Origin of the sequence: Limnohabitans sp. 2KL-1 (genome assembly GCF_003063435.1) — a bacterium.
Taxonomy (GTDB): Bacteria; Pseudomonadota; Gammaproteobacteria; order Burkholderiales; family Burkholderiaceae_C; genus Limnohabitans_A.
Map to the genome: position 1 here is coordinate 441,475 of NZ_NESL01000002.1, position 18,411 is coordinate 459,885.

Genomic DNA, 18,411 nt, shown 5'->3' on the forward strand with positions numbered 1-18,411 from the left:
CATGTCCATCTCGGTCATCGCGTCCAGCGAGACGCTTTTGAACACCCTGCGCAGCCACACCCAGGGCTGCCAGCAGACTTTGCACAGCGCCGTGCTGCGCGCAAGCGGACAAGCCCTGTGGCCTTTGCTGGGGGCCATGGAGCACGGCACCTTGTTGCTCGACAGCCCCGCCGAAACCCTGAACGAAGACTTGCTGACCCTGGAAAAATGGCTGCCTTCTCGGCCCCAGCTGAATGTGCTGTTGCTCAGCGAAGACAGCAGCCAGGCCATGCTCATGCGCGCCATGCGTGCGGGGGTGCGCGAAGTCTTGCCACTGCCGCTCCAGCCACAAGAGCTGACGCAGAGCCTGCGCCGCTGGTCGGGCAGCGCAGCGGCCCTGCCTGCGGCACCGGACAAGGCCAGCGCGTCGGGTCGCCTGGTGGCCTTTTTGGGCTGCAAGGGCGGCAACGGCACCAGCTTTGTGGCCGCCAACATGGCCCACCTCATCGCCAGTGAACACGCACGGCCATGCGCCTTCATCGACCTGGATTTGCAATGCGGCGATGCGTCCTTTTACCTGAGCAGTGGGGCCCACAAAAACACCCTGAGCGACCTGACCCGGCAAATTGACCGGCTCGATGCGCAATTGCTCAGCAGCTGCATGCACACAGTCACGGCCCGGCTCAACCTGCTGGCCGCCCCCCATGACCTGGAAAGTGCCATGGCCATCAGCGCAGCGGACATCGACAAAGTCCTGACGCTGGTCCGCACGCAGCATGAACAGGTGCTGGTCGACCTGCCGCGCAACCTGAACGCCTTGTCGCTCAAAGTGCTGGACATGGCCGATGTGGTCTATGTCGTGATGCACAACCACACCCCCGATGTGCGCGACGCGCAGCGGCTCATCGGCATGCTGCGCTCGCTGGGTTACAGCGACGACAAGCTGCGCTTGCTGGTCAACCGCTATGACCCCGACGGATGGGTCAGCCTGAGTGAGCTGGAAAAGGCCGTGGGCCTCAAAGCCTGCCAAACCATCCCCGACCAACCGCAATGGGTGGGCGAAGCCATGCACACCGGCCAGGCCCTGTCTTTGGTGCATGACCACAACGCGGTGCTGCAGGCGCTGCGCGAGGCCACCAGTGCGCTGCTGGACACCCGGCCCCAAAAATCCCGCAGCTGGATGCAGCGCTGGATCGGCAAAGCCGCCTGAGCCACGCGCTCGGCTCGCCTTGGCCTGCCCCACCCGTCCACCACCCCAGGAGTGTTTTGTGAACCTCAATTTGCGATCCCAGTTTGAAAAATCGGCCCCCGCCGCTGTCTTGCTCAATGGCCACTTCACACCAGCCCATGGCGCACGCACACCGGGCCTTCGCTTTGACGACATCAAGACACAGATCCACCAGGAAATCCTGGCCCTGATGGATTGGCAGCGCATGGAAAGCATGCCCCCCGAGCGCCTGCGTGCTGAGCTGAAAGTGCTGACCGAAAACCTGATCACCACCCACAACCTGGCCTTGAACGAAACCGAGCGGCGGCTGATCATCCAGGCCATTCAGGACGAGATGCTGGGCCTGGGGCCGATTGAGCCTTTGCTGTCCGACCCCTCGGTGTCAGACATTCTGGTCAACGGCCCGTATCAGGTGTTTGCCGAGCGGCGCGGCAAGATCGAGGCCACCGACATCCAGTTCGACAACGAGGCCCATTTGCTGCGGGTGATCGACCGCATCGTCTCCCGCATCGGTCGGCGGGTGGACGAGATGAGCCCCATGGTGGATGCCCGCCTGCCCGATGGTTCCCGCGTGAATGCGGTCATCCCGCCCTTGTCGATCGATGGGCCACTGCTGTCCATTCGGCGCTTTTCTGTGGTGCCCTTCACGGTGCAAGACCTGATCGGCTTTGGCGCCCTCACGGCTGGCATGGCCGAGCTGATCCAGGGCCTGGTCAAGGCGCGGCTGAACGTGCTGGTCTCCGGCGGCACCGGCAGCGGCAAGACCACCTTGCTGAACGTGATGTCGGGCAGCATCCCTACCGACGAACGCATCATCACCATCGAAGACGCGGCCGAGTTGCAACTGCAGCAGCCGCATGTGGTGCGCATGGAATCGCGCCCGCCCAACATCGAGGGCAAAGGCGAAATCTCGCAACGCGACCTGCTGCGCAACAGCCTGCGCATGCGGCCCGACCGCATCATCATGGGCGAGGTGCGCGGTGCCGAGGTGCTGGACATGCTGCAGGCCATGAACACCGGGCACGACGGCTCGATGACCACCATCCACGCCAACTCGCCGCGCGATGCGCTGACCCGGCTGGAGCACATGCTGGGCATGGCGGGGCTGAAAGCCGAGTCGCGTGCCATGCGCCAGCAAATCGGTGCTGCCCTGTCGGTCGTGATCCAGGTCTCGCGGCTGTCAGACGGGCAGCGCAAAGTCACCAGCCTGCAGGAGATCACGGGCCTGGAGGGCGAGGTCATCAGCATGCAGGAAATTTTCAAATTCGAGCAAACCGGCCTGTCGGCCAACGGGGCGGTGCAAGGCCAGTTTGTGGCCACCGGCATCCGGCCCAAATTTGCCCAGCGCCTGACCACCCGGGGCATCGCCTTGAGCGACGAACTGTTTGAACCCACCCACCGCTGGAACTGACCACATGGACACCTACCTGGACACGCGTTACTGGGTCTTTCTGGGCCTGGCCAGCGTCAGCATCGGTTTGCTGGCCTGGGCCTTGCACGGCTTGTGGCGGCAATACCTGGACCCGAGGCAGCGCGCTTTGGGCCAGCGACTGAAACCACTGCAACGCGTTGCGACGGCTGAGCCGAGCTTGCAGCTGCGCGCCAAGCGGATTTTGAGCACCCTGCCGCAACTGGACCGCTGGCTGCGCCAAATGCCGGGCACGCAGGCGCTGGACCATTTTTTGCTGCAAACCGGCCTGCGCCTGAGCGTGGCGCAAACCGCAACGCTGTACCTGGGCCTGGTGCTGCTGGCCCTGCTGGCAGGCAGCCACCTCCAATGGCCCCCCGTCTTGATGCTGGCCGCAGCCATGCTCATCGGCTTGGCCATGGCAGCCTGGCTGCAGCACCGCCGCAGTCAACGCATGAAGCAGATCGCTGCGGCTTTGCCCGATGCGCTGGACCTGATTGCACGCTCCATGCAGGCGGGCCACGCCTTCACCAGCGCCTTGCAGTTGGCCGCCAAGGACAGCCCGCCACCGCTGTCACACGAGCTGCGCACCGTGTTCGAGGAAATCAATTTCGGCGTGGGCACGGCACAGGCGCTGCAAGCGCTGTCGGTGCGGGTCGCCAGCGACGATGTGCGCTACTTTGTGGTGGCCGTGGTCATCCAAAGCGAAACCGGCGGCAACCTGGCCGACATCCTGAAAAGCACCGCCCACCTGATTCGCGAGCGGCAAAAGATCGCGGGCGTGGTGCGCGTTTTGTCCGCCGAAGGGCGCATCTCGGCACTGGTGCTGTCGGTGCTGCCCTTTGCATTGGCCGCCTTCATGAGCCTGCTCAACCCGGGCTTTGTCTCCAAGCTCTGGACAGACCCCATGGGCCTGCAGCTTGTTTATGTGTCCTTGACCCTGATGGCCCTGGGCATCTTGTGGATGTGGAAGCTAATCCAGATCCGCGTCTGAAACCATGCCCTCTGCAAGCCCCCTCCTGCAACCCTCCTTCAAGGCAAGCACACCATGACACTCCCACCCCTTGTATTCGCAGGGCTCGTCTTTGCGCTGGTCGTCACCCTCAGCTACGCCCTGCTGGTGCGCTGGCTGCCCGATGCCGGCCAGCAGCGCCTGTCACGGCTGAGCACGCCCGCCCCCGCCAGCGACCAACCCACGCCCTCCTTTTGGCAAAGTCTGCAGCAGCGGCTGGTGGCCGCGCTGCTCTGGCTCAGCCCCTGGACGGCGGGCATGTCTGGCGGCGATGGCGAAACCCCCTCGGCCTTGCGCGTGCGCTTTTGGAACGCGGGTTGGCGCTCGCCCGTGGCACTGCAGATTTACTTCACCAGCAAAACGCTGCTGACCCTGTTGCTGCCCGCTGTGGCTTGGGGCTTGGTCGAAATGAGCGGCTGGCGATGGCCGGGCCTGCAGCGCTTTGCCCCGGTGCTGGCGGGCGCAGCCATGGGTTATTACCTGCCCGACTGGGTATTGAGCCTGCGCGTGCGCCGCCGCCAGCTGGCCTTGATGCACGCCTTCCCGGACGCGCTGGATTTGCTGCGCGTGTGCGTGCAGGCCGGACTCGGGCTGGACGCGGCCATCGAACGCGTGGGCCGCGAAATGCGCCTGGCTAGGCCCGAACTGTCCGATGAATTCGCGCTGACCGGCATGGCCCTGCGGGCAGGCGCATCACGCGCCGAGGCGCTGCGCCATTTGTCGGTGCGCATCGGTCTCAAAGACATCGACGCCCTGGTGTCCATGCTGATCCAGGCCGACCGCTTTGGCACCAGCGTCTCCGAATCCCTGCAAGTGCACGCCGACGCCCTGCGCACCCAGCGCCGCCTGCGCGCCGAAGAAGCCGCCGCCAAACTGCCCGTCAAGCTGCTCATCCCGCTCATCTTTTGCGTCTTCCCCTCCCTGCTCACCGTGCTGCTGGGGCCGGTGGCCGTCACGCTGGCGCGGCAGTTCATCAAGGTGGGAGGAACTTAAGAGCGCGTTAACATCGACGGGTTACGCTGATCGCGTCCACTTACTGAATCCACCATGAACGATCAACCTGCTGTCGAGCCCAAACGCCAGGGCCTGTCACGCGTCTGGCACGCATTTTTTTATTCCGTCGAGGGTTTGCGAGCCGGCTGGCATGAACCGGCGTTTCGCCAAGAGGCCATCCTGGCGGTGCTGGTGTTGCCTGCTGCGTGGTGGCTGGGGCAAAGCTGGACCGAAACGGTGCTCCTGATCGGCGTGGTGGTGGCGGTTTTGGTGGTGGAATTGCTCAACACCGCCGTCGAGTCGGCCATCGACCGGGTGGGACCCGAATGGCACGATCTGTCCAAACGGGCCAAAGACATGGGCAGCGCCGCCGTGCTGCTGAGCTTGCTGCTGTGTGGCGGGGTGTGGCTCAGCGCCCTTTGGCGCTGGTGGGCCGCCTGATTGGGCCAACCGATTGGCCCCAAAGCGGGTGTAGCACCGGCCTGATCGACAGGCCGATGACCGCTTGAGCACCATGCCACCTGCACCCAGCCAGCTCAACGCACCCAAGCAAGCGGCTCATGCGTTTATCGGCGTGCGGCGTTGGTGCAGGCCGCAAACACATCCAGTTGGGGCTGGTGCAAGCTGGTCTTGACCTGCGCCAGCGTCAGCACCGAATGAAACAGGTGGTCGTGCGTGACCGCTTGCCGGGTCTGGCTTTGCCAGCAGGTCTTGTCCCAACCCAAGTGCGACTGCATGGGTTGCGACAACCACAGGGCCATGGGCACATGGGTCTGCTCTTTGGGGGCCATGACAAAGGGCATGCCGTGCAGGTACAGGCCTTTTTCACCGAGCGACTCGCCGTGATCCGACAGGTACAGCATGGCCGTCGGGCGCTTTTGCGCTTTCAGCCAGGTCACGGTCTGAGCCAGAAAGTGGTCGGTGTAGCGCACCGCGTTGTCATAGGCATTGACGATGTCTTGAGCCGGACAATCCTGCAGCACATTGCTGCGGCATTCAGGTTGAAATACCTTCATGTCTTTGGGTGTGCGCTTGTAATAGGCCGGGCCGTGGTTGCCCATCTGGTGCATCACGACCACGGTGCCAGCGGCAGGCCGACCACCAGCGGCTTGCGCTTGCAGTTCAGCCAATTTGGCGGGCAACACGCGCAGCATGATCTCGTCCAGGCATTCATCGTCCGCACACAGCGCCGGGTCTTTCAGTTCACGGGTTTCGGCATGGGCCACACGGTCGCACACGCCTTTGCAGCCGGACTGGTTGTCCAGCCACAACACATGCATGCCCGCCCGCTGCAGCACGTCGAGCAGGTTTTCGTAAGGAACATCGTTTTGGGCATAAGCCTCACGCCCCAAGTGCGAAAACATGCAGGGCACCGACACCTGCGTGTTGGTGCCGCACGAGGTGACATCCGAAAAATAGCCCAGCTCGCCGCTGGCTTGCAGCTGCCGAAGTTGGGGCGTGGTGTCGCGCGCATAACCACCCAGCCCAAAATTGGCAGCGCGCACAGTTTCACCCACCACCAGCACAATCAGCGGAGATGGGCTGGCCGCACCGGCGGTGCGGGCCATGACAGCGTCTTGCCCTATGGACTGAAGGGGCATGCGGGCCTGCGCGGTCTGCCCCACCACCAAGCGGGTGCTGGCGTACACGGTGTTGAAGGGGTTGAGCATGTAACGCAAGGATTTGTGGTTGCGCATGGTGGAGGCCAGGTCCTGGAACGAGGCCCACACCACCAGCAGTGTGACCAGCACCGCCACCGCCGCCAAGCCCAATTGTTTGCCCACCAGGCGCAAGGCGGGCAGCTGTTGCACCGGTTGACGCCACCACCACCAGCCGGGCAACACCACCCCCAAACCCAGCACCACCAGCATGGACCAAGACAGCAGATCGCGCACCTCGCGCACATCGGTCTGCACCGTGTTGGCCATCATGGTCGGGTCGATGACCACGCCGTACGTGGACATGAAATAGCTGTTGGCCGCCGCGATGGTCAGCAGCACGAGTCCGCCCACTTTGCGCCAACGGGGCCAAACCACCAGGCACAGCAGCACGGTGGTGGCCGCCAGCACCATCACGCCAAACCCGATCAAACCCAGCCAGGTGCGCAGACCGTGGGTTTCGGTCAAGCCCCACAAAGCCCCCCACAGGGGCAAATTGCCCAAGGTGCTCAACCAGAGGGCCAGAATCAGCAACAAATGCAAAGGGTGCCAAGGGCGGCGGGCAACAGGTGTAGGGGTCATCAGCAAAGAACCGGCAGTTAAACGGTCCAGATTGTAGGAACTGCGACTTATCACAACATTAACCGGGGTATCCGGATCGCGCAGCGTTTTCCCAGATCAAGGCATAGCGCTTGCTAAAAGGCGCAGCCGCCCCGTCTCGCACCAGCAGCACGCCCTGGCTTTGCGCAATGCGCTCGACCAGCGTCAAGCCAATGCCCATGCCGCGCACCGCCAGGGTTTCTGATGACGCGTCCCCCCCACCATGCAATGCGTCGGCGTCAGCGCCGTCGTCGCTGACCGACAGCACGGTCCGGCCGGTGCCATCGATGGCGACCCGGACTTCCACATAGGTGCCGGCCGGGTTGTGTCGCAAGGCGTTGTCCACCAAGTTGCGCAGGGCCAGCTCCAGCAGGGTGGTCCGCCCGGGCACCCGAAGCGGCTGCTCGGGCGCTTCCAGGGCGATCTCCTGACCCAATGCATGCGCCAGTGCGGCATGTTCCGACACCACCAGGTGGGCCAGTGCGCACAAGTCCACCGACTCCGACCCATCATCGGCCAAACTCTGGGCCCGGGCCAGATCCAGCAACTGCGACAAGATGCGCCCCGCCCGCATGGCGCCTTGCTCCACCGCCTGCAAGGCTTGGGTTTGTTCGGATGCACCGGGGTTGTCGCGGGCCAGCCGCGCCTGCAACACCAACGATGTCAGCGGTGTGCGCAACTCATGGGCCACATCGGCGGCAAAGCGGCGTTCGCGCTGGACTTGGCTGGCCAAACGCTGCACCAGCTGGTTGATGGCGTTGACCATGACGCCCAACTCCTGGTAAGGCTGCTTCAAGGTCAGGCTTTGGCCCGCGTCGACATTCAGCGCCTGAATTTTGGCGGACAAGTGTTCCAAAGGCCGCAGCCCCCGCCGGATGGCCCAGGCCAGCACCAGGGCCACCAGCGGCAAAAACACCAGGGCGGGTGCCACGAGGTGTTGCGCAATGTCCGCGGCCAGGGCTTGTCGCCGCTGCAGGTCCATCAGCACGGCCACACGCCGCACGGCCCCGGGCTGGCCCGTCTCGGCCACATACACGCGCCAATCCTGCGCCCGCCCATCCTGTGACAGGCTCAGCGTCTGGTGACCCAAAGCCAATGGCCCCGGCAATTGGCCGACCACCCCATGCGAATCCCACGCCAAACGCCCGTTTTGCCACACCAGCACATGCAACTGGGGTGCATAGGCACTGCCCTGGGCCGTTGGCATGGGCCTGGCCTCCATAGGAGGGGTGGTGTTGTCTGCACCCACCGGTTGGTGCAGCAACAAGTCGGCCGCCGAGGTCAACAAGCCATCGCTGATTTCTCCGGCTTCGTGAAAACCGGTGTAATACGCCACGCCGGTCAGCGACAGCCAGACCGCCAGCATGGCGGCCAGCGCCCACCCCCAAAGGTTGCGCCACAACAAACGGGAAGAGGCCCCGGGCACGAGGGTCCGCATCAGCAGGCATGCCCTGGTTTGGGCGTGGCACCGCCCTGCGCCGGCAAGCCCTGTGGCAGCAAGGCTGCCGCCGTCTCCTGCACGCTGGCAGGGGCATCTGCGGGCGCCACCGGCACGTAATAGCCCACCCCCCGCACGGTTTTGACCAAGCCATCGCCCAGTTTGCGACGCAAGTGGTGCATGTGCACCTCCAGCGCGTTGCTGTCGAGCACTTCATCGAATCCGTAAAGCGCCTGCTCCAGCCTTTGACGCGACAGCACCTGACCGCTGGCGCGCAGCAAGGTCAAAAGCAAGGCATATTCCTTGGCACGCAGCACCACGGGCTGCCCTTGCCGTGTGACGCTGTGGGCGGCAGGGTCCACCACCAAGTCACCATGACGCAACAAAGGCGAAGCTCGCCCTTCGCTGCGGCGCAAGGCCACGCGCATGCGCGCCAGCAGCTCCTGAGGCTCAAACGGCTTGACCAAATAATCGTCCGCGCCCTGGTCCAGACCCGCAATCCGGTCGGGCAAGGCATCCCGGGCGGTCATGATGAGCACCGGCATGGTGGCCCCCGCAAGCCGAATCTGGCCCAACCAGTCCAGACCGTCACCATCTGGCAAGTTCAGATCCAGCAAAACGAGATCGAAGCTCTCCACACGCAAAGCCGCCGAGGCCAAGGCCAGCGTGGGGGTCACGTCCACGGCGTAACCGCCCCCTTTGAGGTTGGCGGCCAGGCCCGAGGCTATGCCTGCATCGTCTTCCACAATCAACACCCGCATCGTCGACATCCCCTCCACGTTCGTGGCGACTTGAACCCATGCGATTGTGTCAGGCGTGAAAGGCATGAACGCACATTGACACATCCACTTTAAGCCTGGCTTAACCCAAATGGTTTTTAATTCGCAAATGCACAAATCAGACCCCCGGCCCCTTCAGCCGCAGCATGCCCACGCCCGGGTACCTGAGCGCAGCCGCGCATTGAACCTGAGCCTGTGGCTTTGGGCCGCGCTGCTGCTGGCCACTCTGGCCTGGGATGCCAGTGGTGCCGACCTGGCCGTGATGGCCACGCTGGGCGACACTAGCGGCTTCCCTTTGCGCGACCACTGGTGGCTTAAAAACGTGATGCACGACGCCTTCAAGCAACTGGCCGTGCTCGTCTACGTCTTCGTGTGGGTCATGGCGTTGCGACCCATGGGCGTTTTCAGGTCATTGCACCGCGTCCAGCGCCTGGAAATGGCGCTGGGCATCACGCTCAGCCTGATGCTGGTGACGGCCATCAAACGCGTGAGCCTGACCAGTTGCCCCTGGGATCTGCAAGCCTTTGGCGGTGCCGCCGCCTATGTGTCGCACTGGTCCTGGGGCATGGCCGATGGCGGCAGCGGCTTTTGTTTTCCGGGCGGCCATGCGTCGAGCGCTTTTGCTTTTCTGGCCATGACCGTGCCTTGGCTGAGATCGGCACAACCGGGCGAACAACGCCTGGGGCTGGTGTTGACGGGGGTGATTTTGACCACAGGTGTCGTGCTGGGCGTGGTGCAAACCCTCCGAGGTGCCCACTACCCCAGCCACACCGCGTGGACGGCGGTGGTCTGCGCCGCGGCCGCTTGGGCCAACCATGGCTTGTTCCTGGCGGGGGCAAAATGGCGACAAGTCAAAGCGGCAAGTCGCACGCCAATCGGCCCATGAAGGGCGTGTGACTGAACCAAGCCCTGGCGTGGTTTGCACGCCACAGCCCAAGAGGCATCCGGCCCTTGCAGGCCGCTGGCTTATTCCAGAGAAATGTTCTTGCGCGTCACCAACTGCTCGTAAATCTTGCTCTTGGCTTCGGCGTTTTTGCGGATGTCGCTGGCCGACCAATTGAGCGTTTCAAACGCGAACGTGTTGTATCGGGCCTTCACTTCAGGATCGGCCAGGACCTTCAGCACATCGGCGTGGATCTTTTCCTGCACATCTTTGGCTATGCCTTTGGGTGCGAGCAAGGTCACAAACGAATTGACTTCAAAATGGGCCGGGCCACCGGCTTCGGCCACGGTCGGCACCTCGGGCATCTGGGGGATGCGTTTGCTGGCCGCCACGGCGATGTAACGCAGCTTGCCCGCTTTGTAGACGCCTGCGCTGGACGGGATGCTGGCAAAACTCCACTGGATGTCGCCCGCCCCCACCGAAGTGAACAACTGTGACACCTCGCGGAAGGCGACATGGGTCATCTCCACCTGGTTCAGCCATTCGATTTGCTCTCCCCCCAGATGACCGGGGCTGCCAATGCCCCAGGAACCGAAACTGACTTTGCCCGGTGCCGCCTTGGCCGCGCCGATCAAGTCCTTCATGTTTTGCCATTTGGAGTCGGTGGCCACGGCCACCAGAAATGGCGTGCGGAACAACGGTGCCACCGGATCGAAATGCTGCAAGGTGACGAAGTTTTTGGACTTGTACAGATGCGGCAAAGCGGCCAGGTGTTCACTGTCGAGTTGCAGCAAGGTGTAGCCGTCAGCGGGCAAACGGCGCGTGGCTTCAATGGCGATGAAGCCTCCCCCCCCGGGTTTGTTGTTGATCAGGACGGGTTGCCCCCAAAGTTTGGAGAGTTTCTCACCCACCTGACGCAACACGGCGTCTGGCCCACTGCCTGCGGCAAAAGCGGTCACGAAGGTCACGGGTTTGCTGGGGAATGCCCCTTGTGCGTAAGAGGCACACGCGGCAGAAACCAAAACAAGGGCACTGGCAAAGGATTTGATCATGGTGTTTCAGGGGTCTGTGAATCCAAAGTGGAAAGCGCCAAGGGCACGCGCCGGGCGAAGTCAGGCCACCATTGGCGAGCCCAGAGGGCTGGATGAATAAGCACACATATTATATGCATGCTTATTAAATGCATCAAGAGGTGTCTTGAGCGGCGTCTTCAATGGCCGCAATGACTGGCGATTCTTGCCGATAGCTCGAAAAAAAGCCCCGGCTGACCTGGGTCAGGCGGGGCTTGCAGGCCAGCTTGTGCCGGATTCAAGCGCGCTGGCGTGCCCACTCGGGCAACGGTGCCGATTTGTGCAGCACATCCTGGTGCAGCCAGGTCGCACTTTTGCGGGCGCGCTCGGCCACGGTTTCCAGCGGCAGTTGCTGGTAGTCGTCGTTGAAGACTTCAAAGCTGTAGTCGCCCCGGTAACCGATGCGGTCCAGGCGCAACACCAGATCGGCCAGTTGCTCGCTGTGCACGCCCTCGCCCGGGAACACCCGGAAAGTGCGGGCTGTCGTCATGCGCTCTTCAAAGGTCGGGGTTTCCTGCCACATGAAGTCCGACAGTTGCACCAGGAAGATTTTGGACGGGTCCAGCTCTTCGATGGCATCCAGAGGTGTCTTGGCGGCAAAGATGTGGAACGAATCCAGGCCAATGCCGAGGTTGGGGCAATCGGCCCGGCAGACCACATCCCAGCTGGTGGGAAATTCGTTGACCGTGCGGCCCCACGACAGCGCCTCGTAGGCCACCTTGATGCCCAGCGGCACCGCCAGCATGGCCAGCTTTTTCAAATCAGCAGCAATCTGGTCCAGGTCTTGCGTGGCATGGCGCGAGGTGGACGAACAAGCGAGCAAGACCTTGCTGCCGGTGGCCGCGCACATCTCCAGCATGGCCTTGGCGATGTCGAGCTTGTAGCTGTGCAGGTGGCCTGACAGGCCTTCAAAATCGCGCAGCACCTGAAAACCGGTGGGTCGCATGCCGCTGGCATGCACAGCTTCAACCGCCGCTTTCACGCCGCCGGGGTGCGTGACCAGATCACGGGCCATCAGCATGACCTGGGAAAAGCCTGCGCCCTTCATGGCCACCAGCTTGGCCTCCAGAGTGCCGGCCATGGTGATGGTGTCCATGCCGTAGCCGTCGAGCAAGTTCATAGCAGCTCCCGGCTTATTGGTGGACGAGTTCAAATGCAACGGAACCCAGCGCGTTGCGCGTCAGGGCGCCACGGTCTTCGGGGTGCAGCTGGGTCGATTCAACAAACTCCACGCCACGCGCCTTGAGCGCTGCCACAGCCTCGGCCACGTTGGGCACGCCAAAACCGATGCGCTGCAAGCACTCGGGGCTGTCGTCGCCATCCATCCAGACATCGGGCTCCACCAGTTGCCACAAGAAGGTGCCGCAAGGGCTCTTCATCAGCTTGCCCTTGGGCAGGATGCCAAAGCGCTCTTCGTCGGGGATGGAGCTGAAGTCAAACATGTGTTCGTAATAGGTCTGCCAGTCGGCGCTGCGGGCGGCACCGATGTACTGCACCACACCAAAGTAGCTCATGCCTGCCAATGCGGGCGGGTTGGGGTCCACGGTAGGGATGGGTTTGAAGTCGATGTCGTAGATCGAAAACTCTTGCCAGCGGTCCACAAAGTAAAAGCGGCTGCCGCCCGGGCCGTGGATGGCGGGGATGTGCAGTTCCATCGCCTGCGCATGGCTGCCCACGCTCCAGGCCCCCAGGTCCAGGCAGCGGGTGTGCGCCTTGAGGGCATCCTGCACCCGGAAAGCCACGGCCGAGATCACGGGCTGGCCGTCCACAGTGCTGCTCACGCGGGCATCGTCAGGGTTGGCGTTGACCACCAAGTTCATGCCGCCCTGACGGTACAGGGTCACTTCACGCGAGCGGTGGCGGGCCACAGGACGAAAGCCCATGTTCTCCAGCACCTGCCCCAGCGCTTGCGGACGGCTGGTGGCGTATTCGATGAATTCAATGCCGGCGATCCCCAAGCGATTGGGCATTTCGGGAACGGCTTCGCGGTCAACTTTGTTCAAGGTCATCTCAGGGCTCCAGTCAGGCGCTCAATCGCCATCAGACAAAGGTTCAGTAACTCAATTTGGCCACACGGCGCAGCACATCGGCGGTCGTGGTGGGCAAACCAAAATACTCCAGATAGGCGGGAATTTGCTCGTACAGCATGTCGGTGCCCACCTGCGTGCGGCAACCGCGGGCCTGCGCCGCAGCCAAAAACGCGGTGGTCTCGGCTTTCATGACCACTTCGCCCACAAAGGTGTCGGGCGACAGACGCGACACGTCCATGGGCAGCGGGTCGCCTTCGTTCATGCCCATGGGCGTGGCGTTGACGACCAAATCGTGGTCCACCGGGTCGTTGGAGCCGGTGCGCACCTCGATTTGCGGATAGTTGTCTTTCAGGCGTTGGGCCAAGGCCTCGCATCCGGCGGTGTTCACATCGAACAGACTGATGGCCGCAATGCCAGCCCCCGCCAGCGAAGCCGCAATGGCACAGCCCACACCACCTGTGCCCACCACCAGCACGCGCTTGCCGGTCAGATCAACGCCTTTGCGCTGCACGCCGCGCACAAAACCTGCACCGTCAAACATGTCGCCCACCAAGCGGCCATCGGCCAAACGTTTGACGGCGTTGCAGGCACCGGCCACGCGCACGGTGGCCGTCACTTCATCCAGCAAGCCCACGGTGGTGACCTTGTGCGGCATGGTGATCAGCGCACCCCGGATGTTCTCCAGCGTGAACACCGACTTCAGAAACTGGGGGTAGTTCTCGGGTTTGCAGCCCATGGGCACGACCACGGCGTTGATGCCCGCTTCTTCGAAGTACGGGTTGTAGATCATCGGCGACTTGAAGGTGTGCGTGGGGTAGCCGATGTGGGCGATGATTTCTGTGTTGCCGTTGATCATTGCTATTGCTGTTGCAAGGTTAGTTCACTGTCTTCCAGATCGCGATTGTCCGAGGCACTCACGCCTGGCGCGGTTGGATCGGCCAGCAAAGATCCAATGACCGAACATGAGCGTACGATCATTGAACGAAAAAAGGGTTTTTACTGAGCCTAGTCCGCCAAGCTGAGCCAGCGGGAGATCAGCCTTGGGCTTGCGCAGCCGACACGCCAGCGCGCAGCGCCAGCAAATAGCTGTCAGCGCCAAAGCCGCAGATCTGGCCTTTGACGATCTCGGCAAACACCGAGTGGTGGCGGAATTCTTCGCGGGCGTGGATGTTGGACATGTGCAACTCCACGATGGGGCAAGTCAGCACGGCCAGCGCATCGCGGATGGCGTAGCTGTAATGCGTCCAGGCACCGGCGTTGATCAGCACGGCGTCGACATGGTCAAAGTACGCCTGGTGAATGCGCTCGCACATGTCACCTTCGTGGTTGGTCTGATAGCACTCGACCTCGGCACCCAATTCGTGGCCCAGTTGGTGCAAGTTGGCATTGATTTCATCGAGGGTGATGGTGCCGTATTGCTTGGGGTCGCGTTTGCCGAACATGTTGTGGTTCACGCCGTGCAGCATCAAGACTTTCATGACTCATCCTTATGGAAAAACAAAGCAGGCTTCGCCGCACACGCGGCGAAGCCTTGGCGCGCAATTACTTGCCCGATTTCTTGGCAGGTGCCGCAGCAGCGGAACGCACCTTGTCGATTTCAGCTTGCAGTTCCTTGACCAGATCTTGGCCCACGGTCACGCCGTACTTGGCGGTCACGGGGCGCATCTTGTCGCGCAGCTTGGCCATTTCGGACTCAGGCAACTGCGACACTTGCATGCCGTTTTTCTTCAGGTTTTCAAGAATGCTGGCTTCCAGAGCGCGTGCTTTCTCGCGCTGGAACTTGGCCGATTCGGTGGCCGCGTCAGACACGATTTTCTTCTCGGCAGCCGACAGCTTTTCCCAGAACTTCTTGCTGATGATGACCGACTGGGGGTTGTATTGGTGACCGGTCAGGGCCAGGTGCTTTTGCACTTCGTAAAGCTTGGCACCGTTGATGGTGGCCACAGGGTTTTCCTGGCCGTCCACGGCTTTTTGTTCCAAAGCGGCATACACCTCAGGCCATGGCAGGGGTGTGGGGTTGGCACCCAAGGCTTTGACCCAGTCCACGTTGATCGGGTTGGGGATCACGCGCAACTTGAGGCCTTCCAGATCTTCGACCTTGTTGATGGCGCGCTTGCTGTTGGTGATGTTGCGAAAACCCAGCTCGTAAAAGCCCAAGCCAATGATGCCCTTGTCTTCCAGCTTGGCGTGCAGCTTCTTGCCGAAGGCACCGTCCACAGCCGCGTCAGCTTCTTTGCCGGAGCCGAACATGAAGGGGAAGTCAAAAATCGCGAATTCTTTGACCTGCGAAGCAAAGATGCCCGAGTTCATCGAAGCCATCTCCAATGTACCGCCCTGGATGGCCGACACGTTGGCCTGGTCGCTGCCCAGTGCGCCGCCTGGGAACACGTTGACCTTGATCTTGCCGCCAGAGTTCTTCTCGACGATTTCCTTGAACTTTTCCATGCCCAACACGATGGGGTGACCGGCCGTGTTCTGGTTGGCGAACTTGATGACTTTGTCTTGGGCCGAAGCAACGCCCACAGCCGCCAGAGCGACGGAAGCGATCAGGGATTTGATGAACACACGTTTCATGAGTTGTCTCCAGAAAATAAAGTGAATCGGACGTACGCCACCATCAAAAGGCTTGTCGTCTGGCGTACCCGGTCAGACGACAAAGCCAGGAATCAATAGAACCAGCGGGCTGGCACCATCACCAAAGCGGGGAAAGCCACCATCGCAAACATGATCGTGAACTGGGCGATCATGAAAGGAATCACCCCCTTGGTCACTTCGTCCATGCTGATCTTGCCCACACCGGCGACCGCATTGAGCACCGTGCCCACAGGCGGGGTGATCAGGCCAATCGCGTTGTTGATGATGAACAGCACGCCAAAATAAACAGGGTCAATGCCTGCGGCTTTGACCACAGGCATCAACACAGGTGTCAACAGCAAGATGGTCGGCGTCATGTCCAGTGCGGTGCCCACCACCATGGTGATGACCATGATGGTCAGCATGAGCAAACGCGGGCTGTCGAGCAAAGGCTGCAACAAGGCGATCAATTCGCCCGGCAAGTTGGCCACCGTGATCAACCAGGCCGAGACCATGGCCGCTGCCACCAAAAACATCACGATCGCGCTGGTCTTGGCAGAAGCCACAAACAAGGGGAACAGGTCTTTCAGGCTCAGCTCGCGGTAAATGAAGGTCGAGATCAGCAAGGCATAGACGGCGGCCACGACAGCCGCCTCGGTGGGTGTGAAGACACCAAACTTGAGGCCGAACACCACGATCAAGGGCAGCACCAAGGCCCAGGTGGCCTCGCGCATGGCCACCATGATCTCGCCCATGGATTTGCGAGGGGGCACCTGCACCACTTCACGGCGCGCCAGCCACCACCAAGTCATCCACAGCGATGCGCCGAGCATGATGCCCGGAAAGATACCTGCCATGAACAGCTTGGAGATGGACACGTTGCCCGCCACGCCAAAGATCACAAAGCCAATGCTGGGCGGGATCACGGGGGCAATGATGCCGGCCGATGCGATCAAACCGGCCGAGCGGCCTTTGTCGTGACCTGCGGCCACCATCATGGGCAACAGCAGCGAAGCCAACGCCGCCGCATCGGCCACGGCAGAGCCGGACAAGGCGGCCATGATCACAGCCGCCATGATGGTCACATAACCCAGACCGCCTTTGATGTGGCCCACGCAGGCCATCGCAAAGTTCACGATGCGGCGCGACAGACCACCCGCATTCATGATTTCACCGGCCAGCATGAAAAACGGCACGGCCAGCAAAGGGAAGCTGTTGGAGCCTTCGAGCAGGTTTTGCGCCAGGATTTGGGCATCGAACATGTTCATGTGCCACATCAGGGCCACACCACAGATCAGCAAAGAAAACGCGATCGGGATGCCAATGGCCATCGCACCGATCAATGAAAAAACAAAAATAGCAATCGTCATGTCAGTCTCCAGTCACTCAGGCTTTGTCAGCGCCGCCATGGGGCGACTCTTCTGATTCCTGGATCATGACCAGGTCTTCGTCACGCATTTGACCGGTGAGCAAGCGAAACAGCTCGGTCAACAAGATCAAGCCGCCCAACACCGCAAACACCACACCCGGCGCATAAATCCAGGCCATGGACACTTCCATCACCGCACTGGTGCTGTCCAGGTTGATCACGGCTTGCTGGTAGGCCCCGCTGAACAGCAACCAGCAAATGAACAACATCGCCACGTAGGACAAAGCCAGACAAAATTTCTTGCCCGCAGGCCCCAGCTTGCCCACCAGCATGTCGGTGCCCAGGTGACCATGCTCGCGCAGGGCCACGATCGCGCCCATGAACGTCATCCAGACAAACAACCAGCGCGACAACTCTTCGGACAAGGTGATGCCCGAGTTGAAGCCGTAGCGCATGACCACGTTGCCAAACACCAGCACCACCATCACGGCCAGACACACCGCAATGACAACGTTCAGCGCTTTGCAAAACCCGTCAATGAATTTTTGAACCATCACACATCTCCTGAAAAGGTTTACCATTAATGTACGAACTGGTTAGTTTTCTCGGATAGGTAATTTCCCTAATCCTGGAATTGAATAAACAGCTACCTGCTATATCAAAATTTGATGGCTTACAAAACGCAAAATCAAATCCACCACATGTTCGCGCTTGAGGGTATTGGCCTTGTCCGGGCTGGCCCGGTCCTGAAAGATCACCCCGAAGGTGTGGCGGTTCGAAACGTTGAAAAACGTGAACGCTGAAATCGCCGAGTGGATGTCCACCGGGTCCAGCCCGGATCTGAACACGCCCTGCGCCACGCCCCGGTCGTACACGTCGCGCACCGACCGAATAGCGGTCTGGTTCAGCTGCTGGATGTTGCTGCTTTGGCGCAGGTAGTCGCCCCGCTGGATGTTCTCGTTCATCACCAGCCGGATGAAATCTTCGTTGTCGCGGTGGTGGTCGTAGGTGAACTCCACCAGCTTTTGAAGTGCCTCCATGGGAGGTAAATCCCCCAAGTGCAGGTCCGACTCGATGGCCCGCATGCGCCGGTAGGCTTCTTCGAGCACGGCCAGGTACAGACCGTCCTTGCTGCCGAAGTAGTAATAGATCATGCGCTTGCTGGTGCGCGTGGCCGCCGCGATCTCGTCGATGCGCGCACCGGTCAGGCCTTTGTCGGCAAATTCGTGCGTGGCCACGGTGAGGATCTCGGCCATGGTGCGCGCCGGGTCATTGGTGCGTCCCGTTTCCTTGACCAATTCGGGGGCCGGTGGCTTGGGTGTTTCAAAATGTACCAGTTGGTTCATTTGACGAGTATAGGCGGTAGCCGACCGATTTTTTATCCGGACTT

At 61.6% G+C, this 18,411-nt stretch carries 18 protein-coding genes; 6 read left to right on the plus strand and 12 right to left on the minus strand.

Annotated elements, in window-relative coordinates; translation table 11 throughout:
* Window position 1 precedes the first annotated feature (1 nt).
* The 5 genes from B9Z47_RS06435 to B9Z47_RS06455 all read left to right on the plus strand — a co-directional run bounded on the left by B9Z47_RS06435 (window position 2) and on the right by B9Z47_RS06455 (window position 5,061).
* Window positions 2-1,189: an AAA family ATPase gene (locus B9Z47_RS06435; RefSeq protein WP_108330419.1), complete on the plus strand. Its 1,188-nt coding sequence runs from the start codon at window positions 2-4 to the stop codon at window positions 1,187-1,189.
* 109 nt (window positions 1,190-1,298) lie between these two features.
* Window positions 1,299-2,618: a CpaF family protein gene (locus B9Z47_RS06440; protein WP_369911905.1), complete on the plus strand. Its 1,320-nt coding sequence runs from the start codon at window positions 1,299-1,301 to the stop codon at window positions 2,616-2,618.
* Between the two features lie 4 nt (window positions 2,619-2,622).
* Complete coding sequence (locus tag B9Z47_RS06445; protein WP_108330420.1) at window positions 2,623-3,609, plus strand: type II secretion system F family protein; 987 nt, start codon at window positions 2,623-2,625, stop codon at window positions 3,607-3,609.
* 54 nt (window positions 3,610-3,663) lie between these two features.
* Window positions 3,664-4,620: a type II secretion system F family protein gene (locus B9Z47_RS06450; protein WP_108330421.1), complete on the plus strand. Its 957-nt coding sequence runs from the start codon at window positions 3,664-3,666 to the stop codon at window positions 4,618-4,620.
* Window positions 4,621-4,674: 54 nt separating this feature from the next.
* Complete coding sequence (locus tag B9Z47_RS06455; protein ID WP_108330422.1) at window positions 4,675-5,061, plus strand: diacylglycerol kinase; 387 nt, start codon at window positions 4,675-4,677, stop codon at window positions 5,059-5,061.
* A 125-nt stretch (window positions 5,062-5,186) separates the two neighbouring features.
* Here B9Z47_RS06455 and B9Z47_RS06460 read toward each other — a convergent pair whose 3' ends face one another.
* Genes B9Z47_RS06460 through B9Z47_RS06470 form a run of 3 tightly spaced genes read right to left on the minus strand, consistent with a single transcriptional unit; the run spans window position 5,187 to window position 9,077 of the window.
* A complete protein-coding gene (locus B9Z47_RS06460) occupies window positions 5,187-6,860 on the minus strand; it encodes a phosphoethanolamine transferase (protein ID WP_108330423.1) in 1,674 nt (557 codons plus the stop codon).
* A gap of 58 nt (window positions 6,861-6,918) precedes the next feature.
* Window positions 6,919-8,316 (minus strand): histidine kinase dimerization/phospho-acceptor domain-containing protein, encoded by a 1,398-nt coding sequence (locus tag B9Z47_RS06465; protein WP_108330424.1) that lies wholly within the window; start codon window positions 8,314-8,316, stop codon window positions 6,919-6,921.
* Window positions 8,316-9,077, minus strand: a complete 762-nt coding sequence (locus B9Z47_RS06470) for a response regulator (RefSeq protein ID WP_108330425.1) — start codon at window positions 9,075-9,077, stop codon at window positions 8,316-8,318. The genes B9Z47_RS06465 and B9Z47_RS06470 overlap by 1 nt, the downstream gene beginning before the upstream one ends.
* Before the next feature lie 127 nt (window positions 9,078-9,204).
* Here B9Z47_RS06470 and B9Z47_RS06475 point away from each other — a divergent pair, with 127 nt between their 5' ends.
* Window positions 9,205-9,981 carry a phosphatase PAP2 family protein gene (locus tag B9Z47_RS06475; RefSeq protein ID WP_233253684.1) on the plus strand — a complete coding sequence of 259 codons (777 nt, stop codon included), beginning with the start codon at window positions 9,205-9,207 and terminating at the stop codon, window positions 9,979-9,981.
* An 80-nt stretch (window positions 9,982-10,061) separates the two neighbouring features.
* On the opposite strand, the gene B9Z47_RS06480 is transcribed toward B9Z47_RS06475, so the two are convergent.
* From B9Z47_RS06480 to B9Z47_RS06520, 9 genes are all read right to left on the minus strand, one after another.
* The gene (locus B9Z47_RS06480; RefSeq protein WP_108330426.1) at window positions 10,062-11,030 is read right to left on the minus strand and encodes a tripartite tricarboxylate transporter substrate binding protein; all 969 of its coding nucleotides are present in this window, start codon (window positions 11,028-11,030) and stop codon (window positions 10,062-10,064) included.
* Window positions 11,031-11,286: 256 nt separating this feature from the next.
* A complete protein-coding gene (locus B9Z47_RS06485; protein ID WP_108330427.1) occupies window positions 11,287-12,168 on the minus strand; it encodes a sugar phosphate isomerase/epimerase in 882 nt (293 codons plus the stop codon).
* Window positions 12,169-12,181: 13 nt separating this feature from the next.
* The gene (locus B9Z47_RS06490) at window positions 12,182-13,057 is read right to left on the minus strand and encodes a 4-hydroxyphenylpyruvate dioxygenase (protein WP_108330428.1); all 876 of its coding nucleotides are present in this window, start codon (window positions 13,055-13,057) and stop codon (window positions 12,182-12,184) included.
* Window positions 13,058-13,100: 43 nt separating this feature from the next.
* Entirely contained in the window at window positions 13,101-13,934 is an 834-nt protein-coding gene (locus B9Z47_RS06495) for a shikimate dehydrogenase (protein ID WP_108330429.1), read from the minus strand.
* A 178-nt stretch (window positions 13,935-14,112) separates the two neighbouring features.
* On the minus strand, window positions 14,113-14,556 hold the full coding sequence (gene aroQ / locus B9Z47_RS06500; protein WP_108330430.1) for a type II 3-dehydroquinate dehydratase: 444 nt from the start codon (window positions 14,554-14,556) through the stop codon (window positions 14,113-14,115).
* A 64-nt stretch (window positions 14,557-14,620) separates the two neighbouring features.
* Window positions 14,621-15,652, minus strand: a complete 1,032-nt coding sequence (locus tag B9Z47_RS06505) for a TRAP transporter substrate-binding protein (protein WP_108330431.1) — start codon at window positions 15,650-15,652, stop codon at window positions 14,621-14,623.
* A 92-nt stretch (window positions 15,653-15,744) separates the two neighbouring features.
* Complete coding sequence (locus B9Z47_RS06510; protein ID WP_108330432.1) at window positions 15,745-17,022, minus strand: TRAP transporter large permease subunit; 1,278 nt, start codon at window positions 17,020-17,022, stop codon at window positions 15,745-15,747.
* 16 nt (window positions 17,023-17,038) lie between these two features.
* Window positions 17,039-17,575 carry a TRAP transporter small permease gene (locus B9Z47_RS06515; protein WP_108330433.1) on the minus strand — a complete coding sequence of 179 codons (537 nt, stop codon included), beginning with the start codon at window positions 17,573-17,575 and terminating at the stop codon, window positions 17,039-17,041.
* A 99-nt stretch (window positions 17,576-17,674) separates the two neighbouring features.
* Window positions 17,675-18,367 (minus strand): TetR/AcrR family transcriptional regulator, encoded by a 693-nt coding sequence (locus B9Z47_RS06520; RefSeq protein ID WP_108330434.1) that lies wholly within the window; start codon window positions 18,365-18,367, stop codon window positions 17,675-17,677.
* Window positions 18,368-18,411 lie beyond the last annotated feature (44 nt).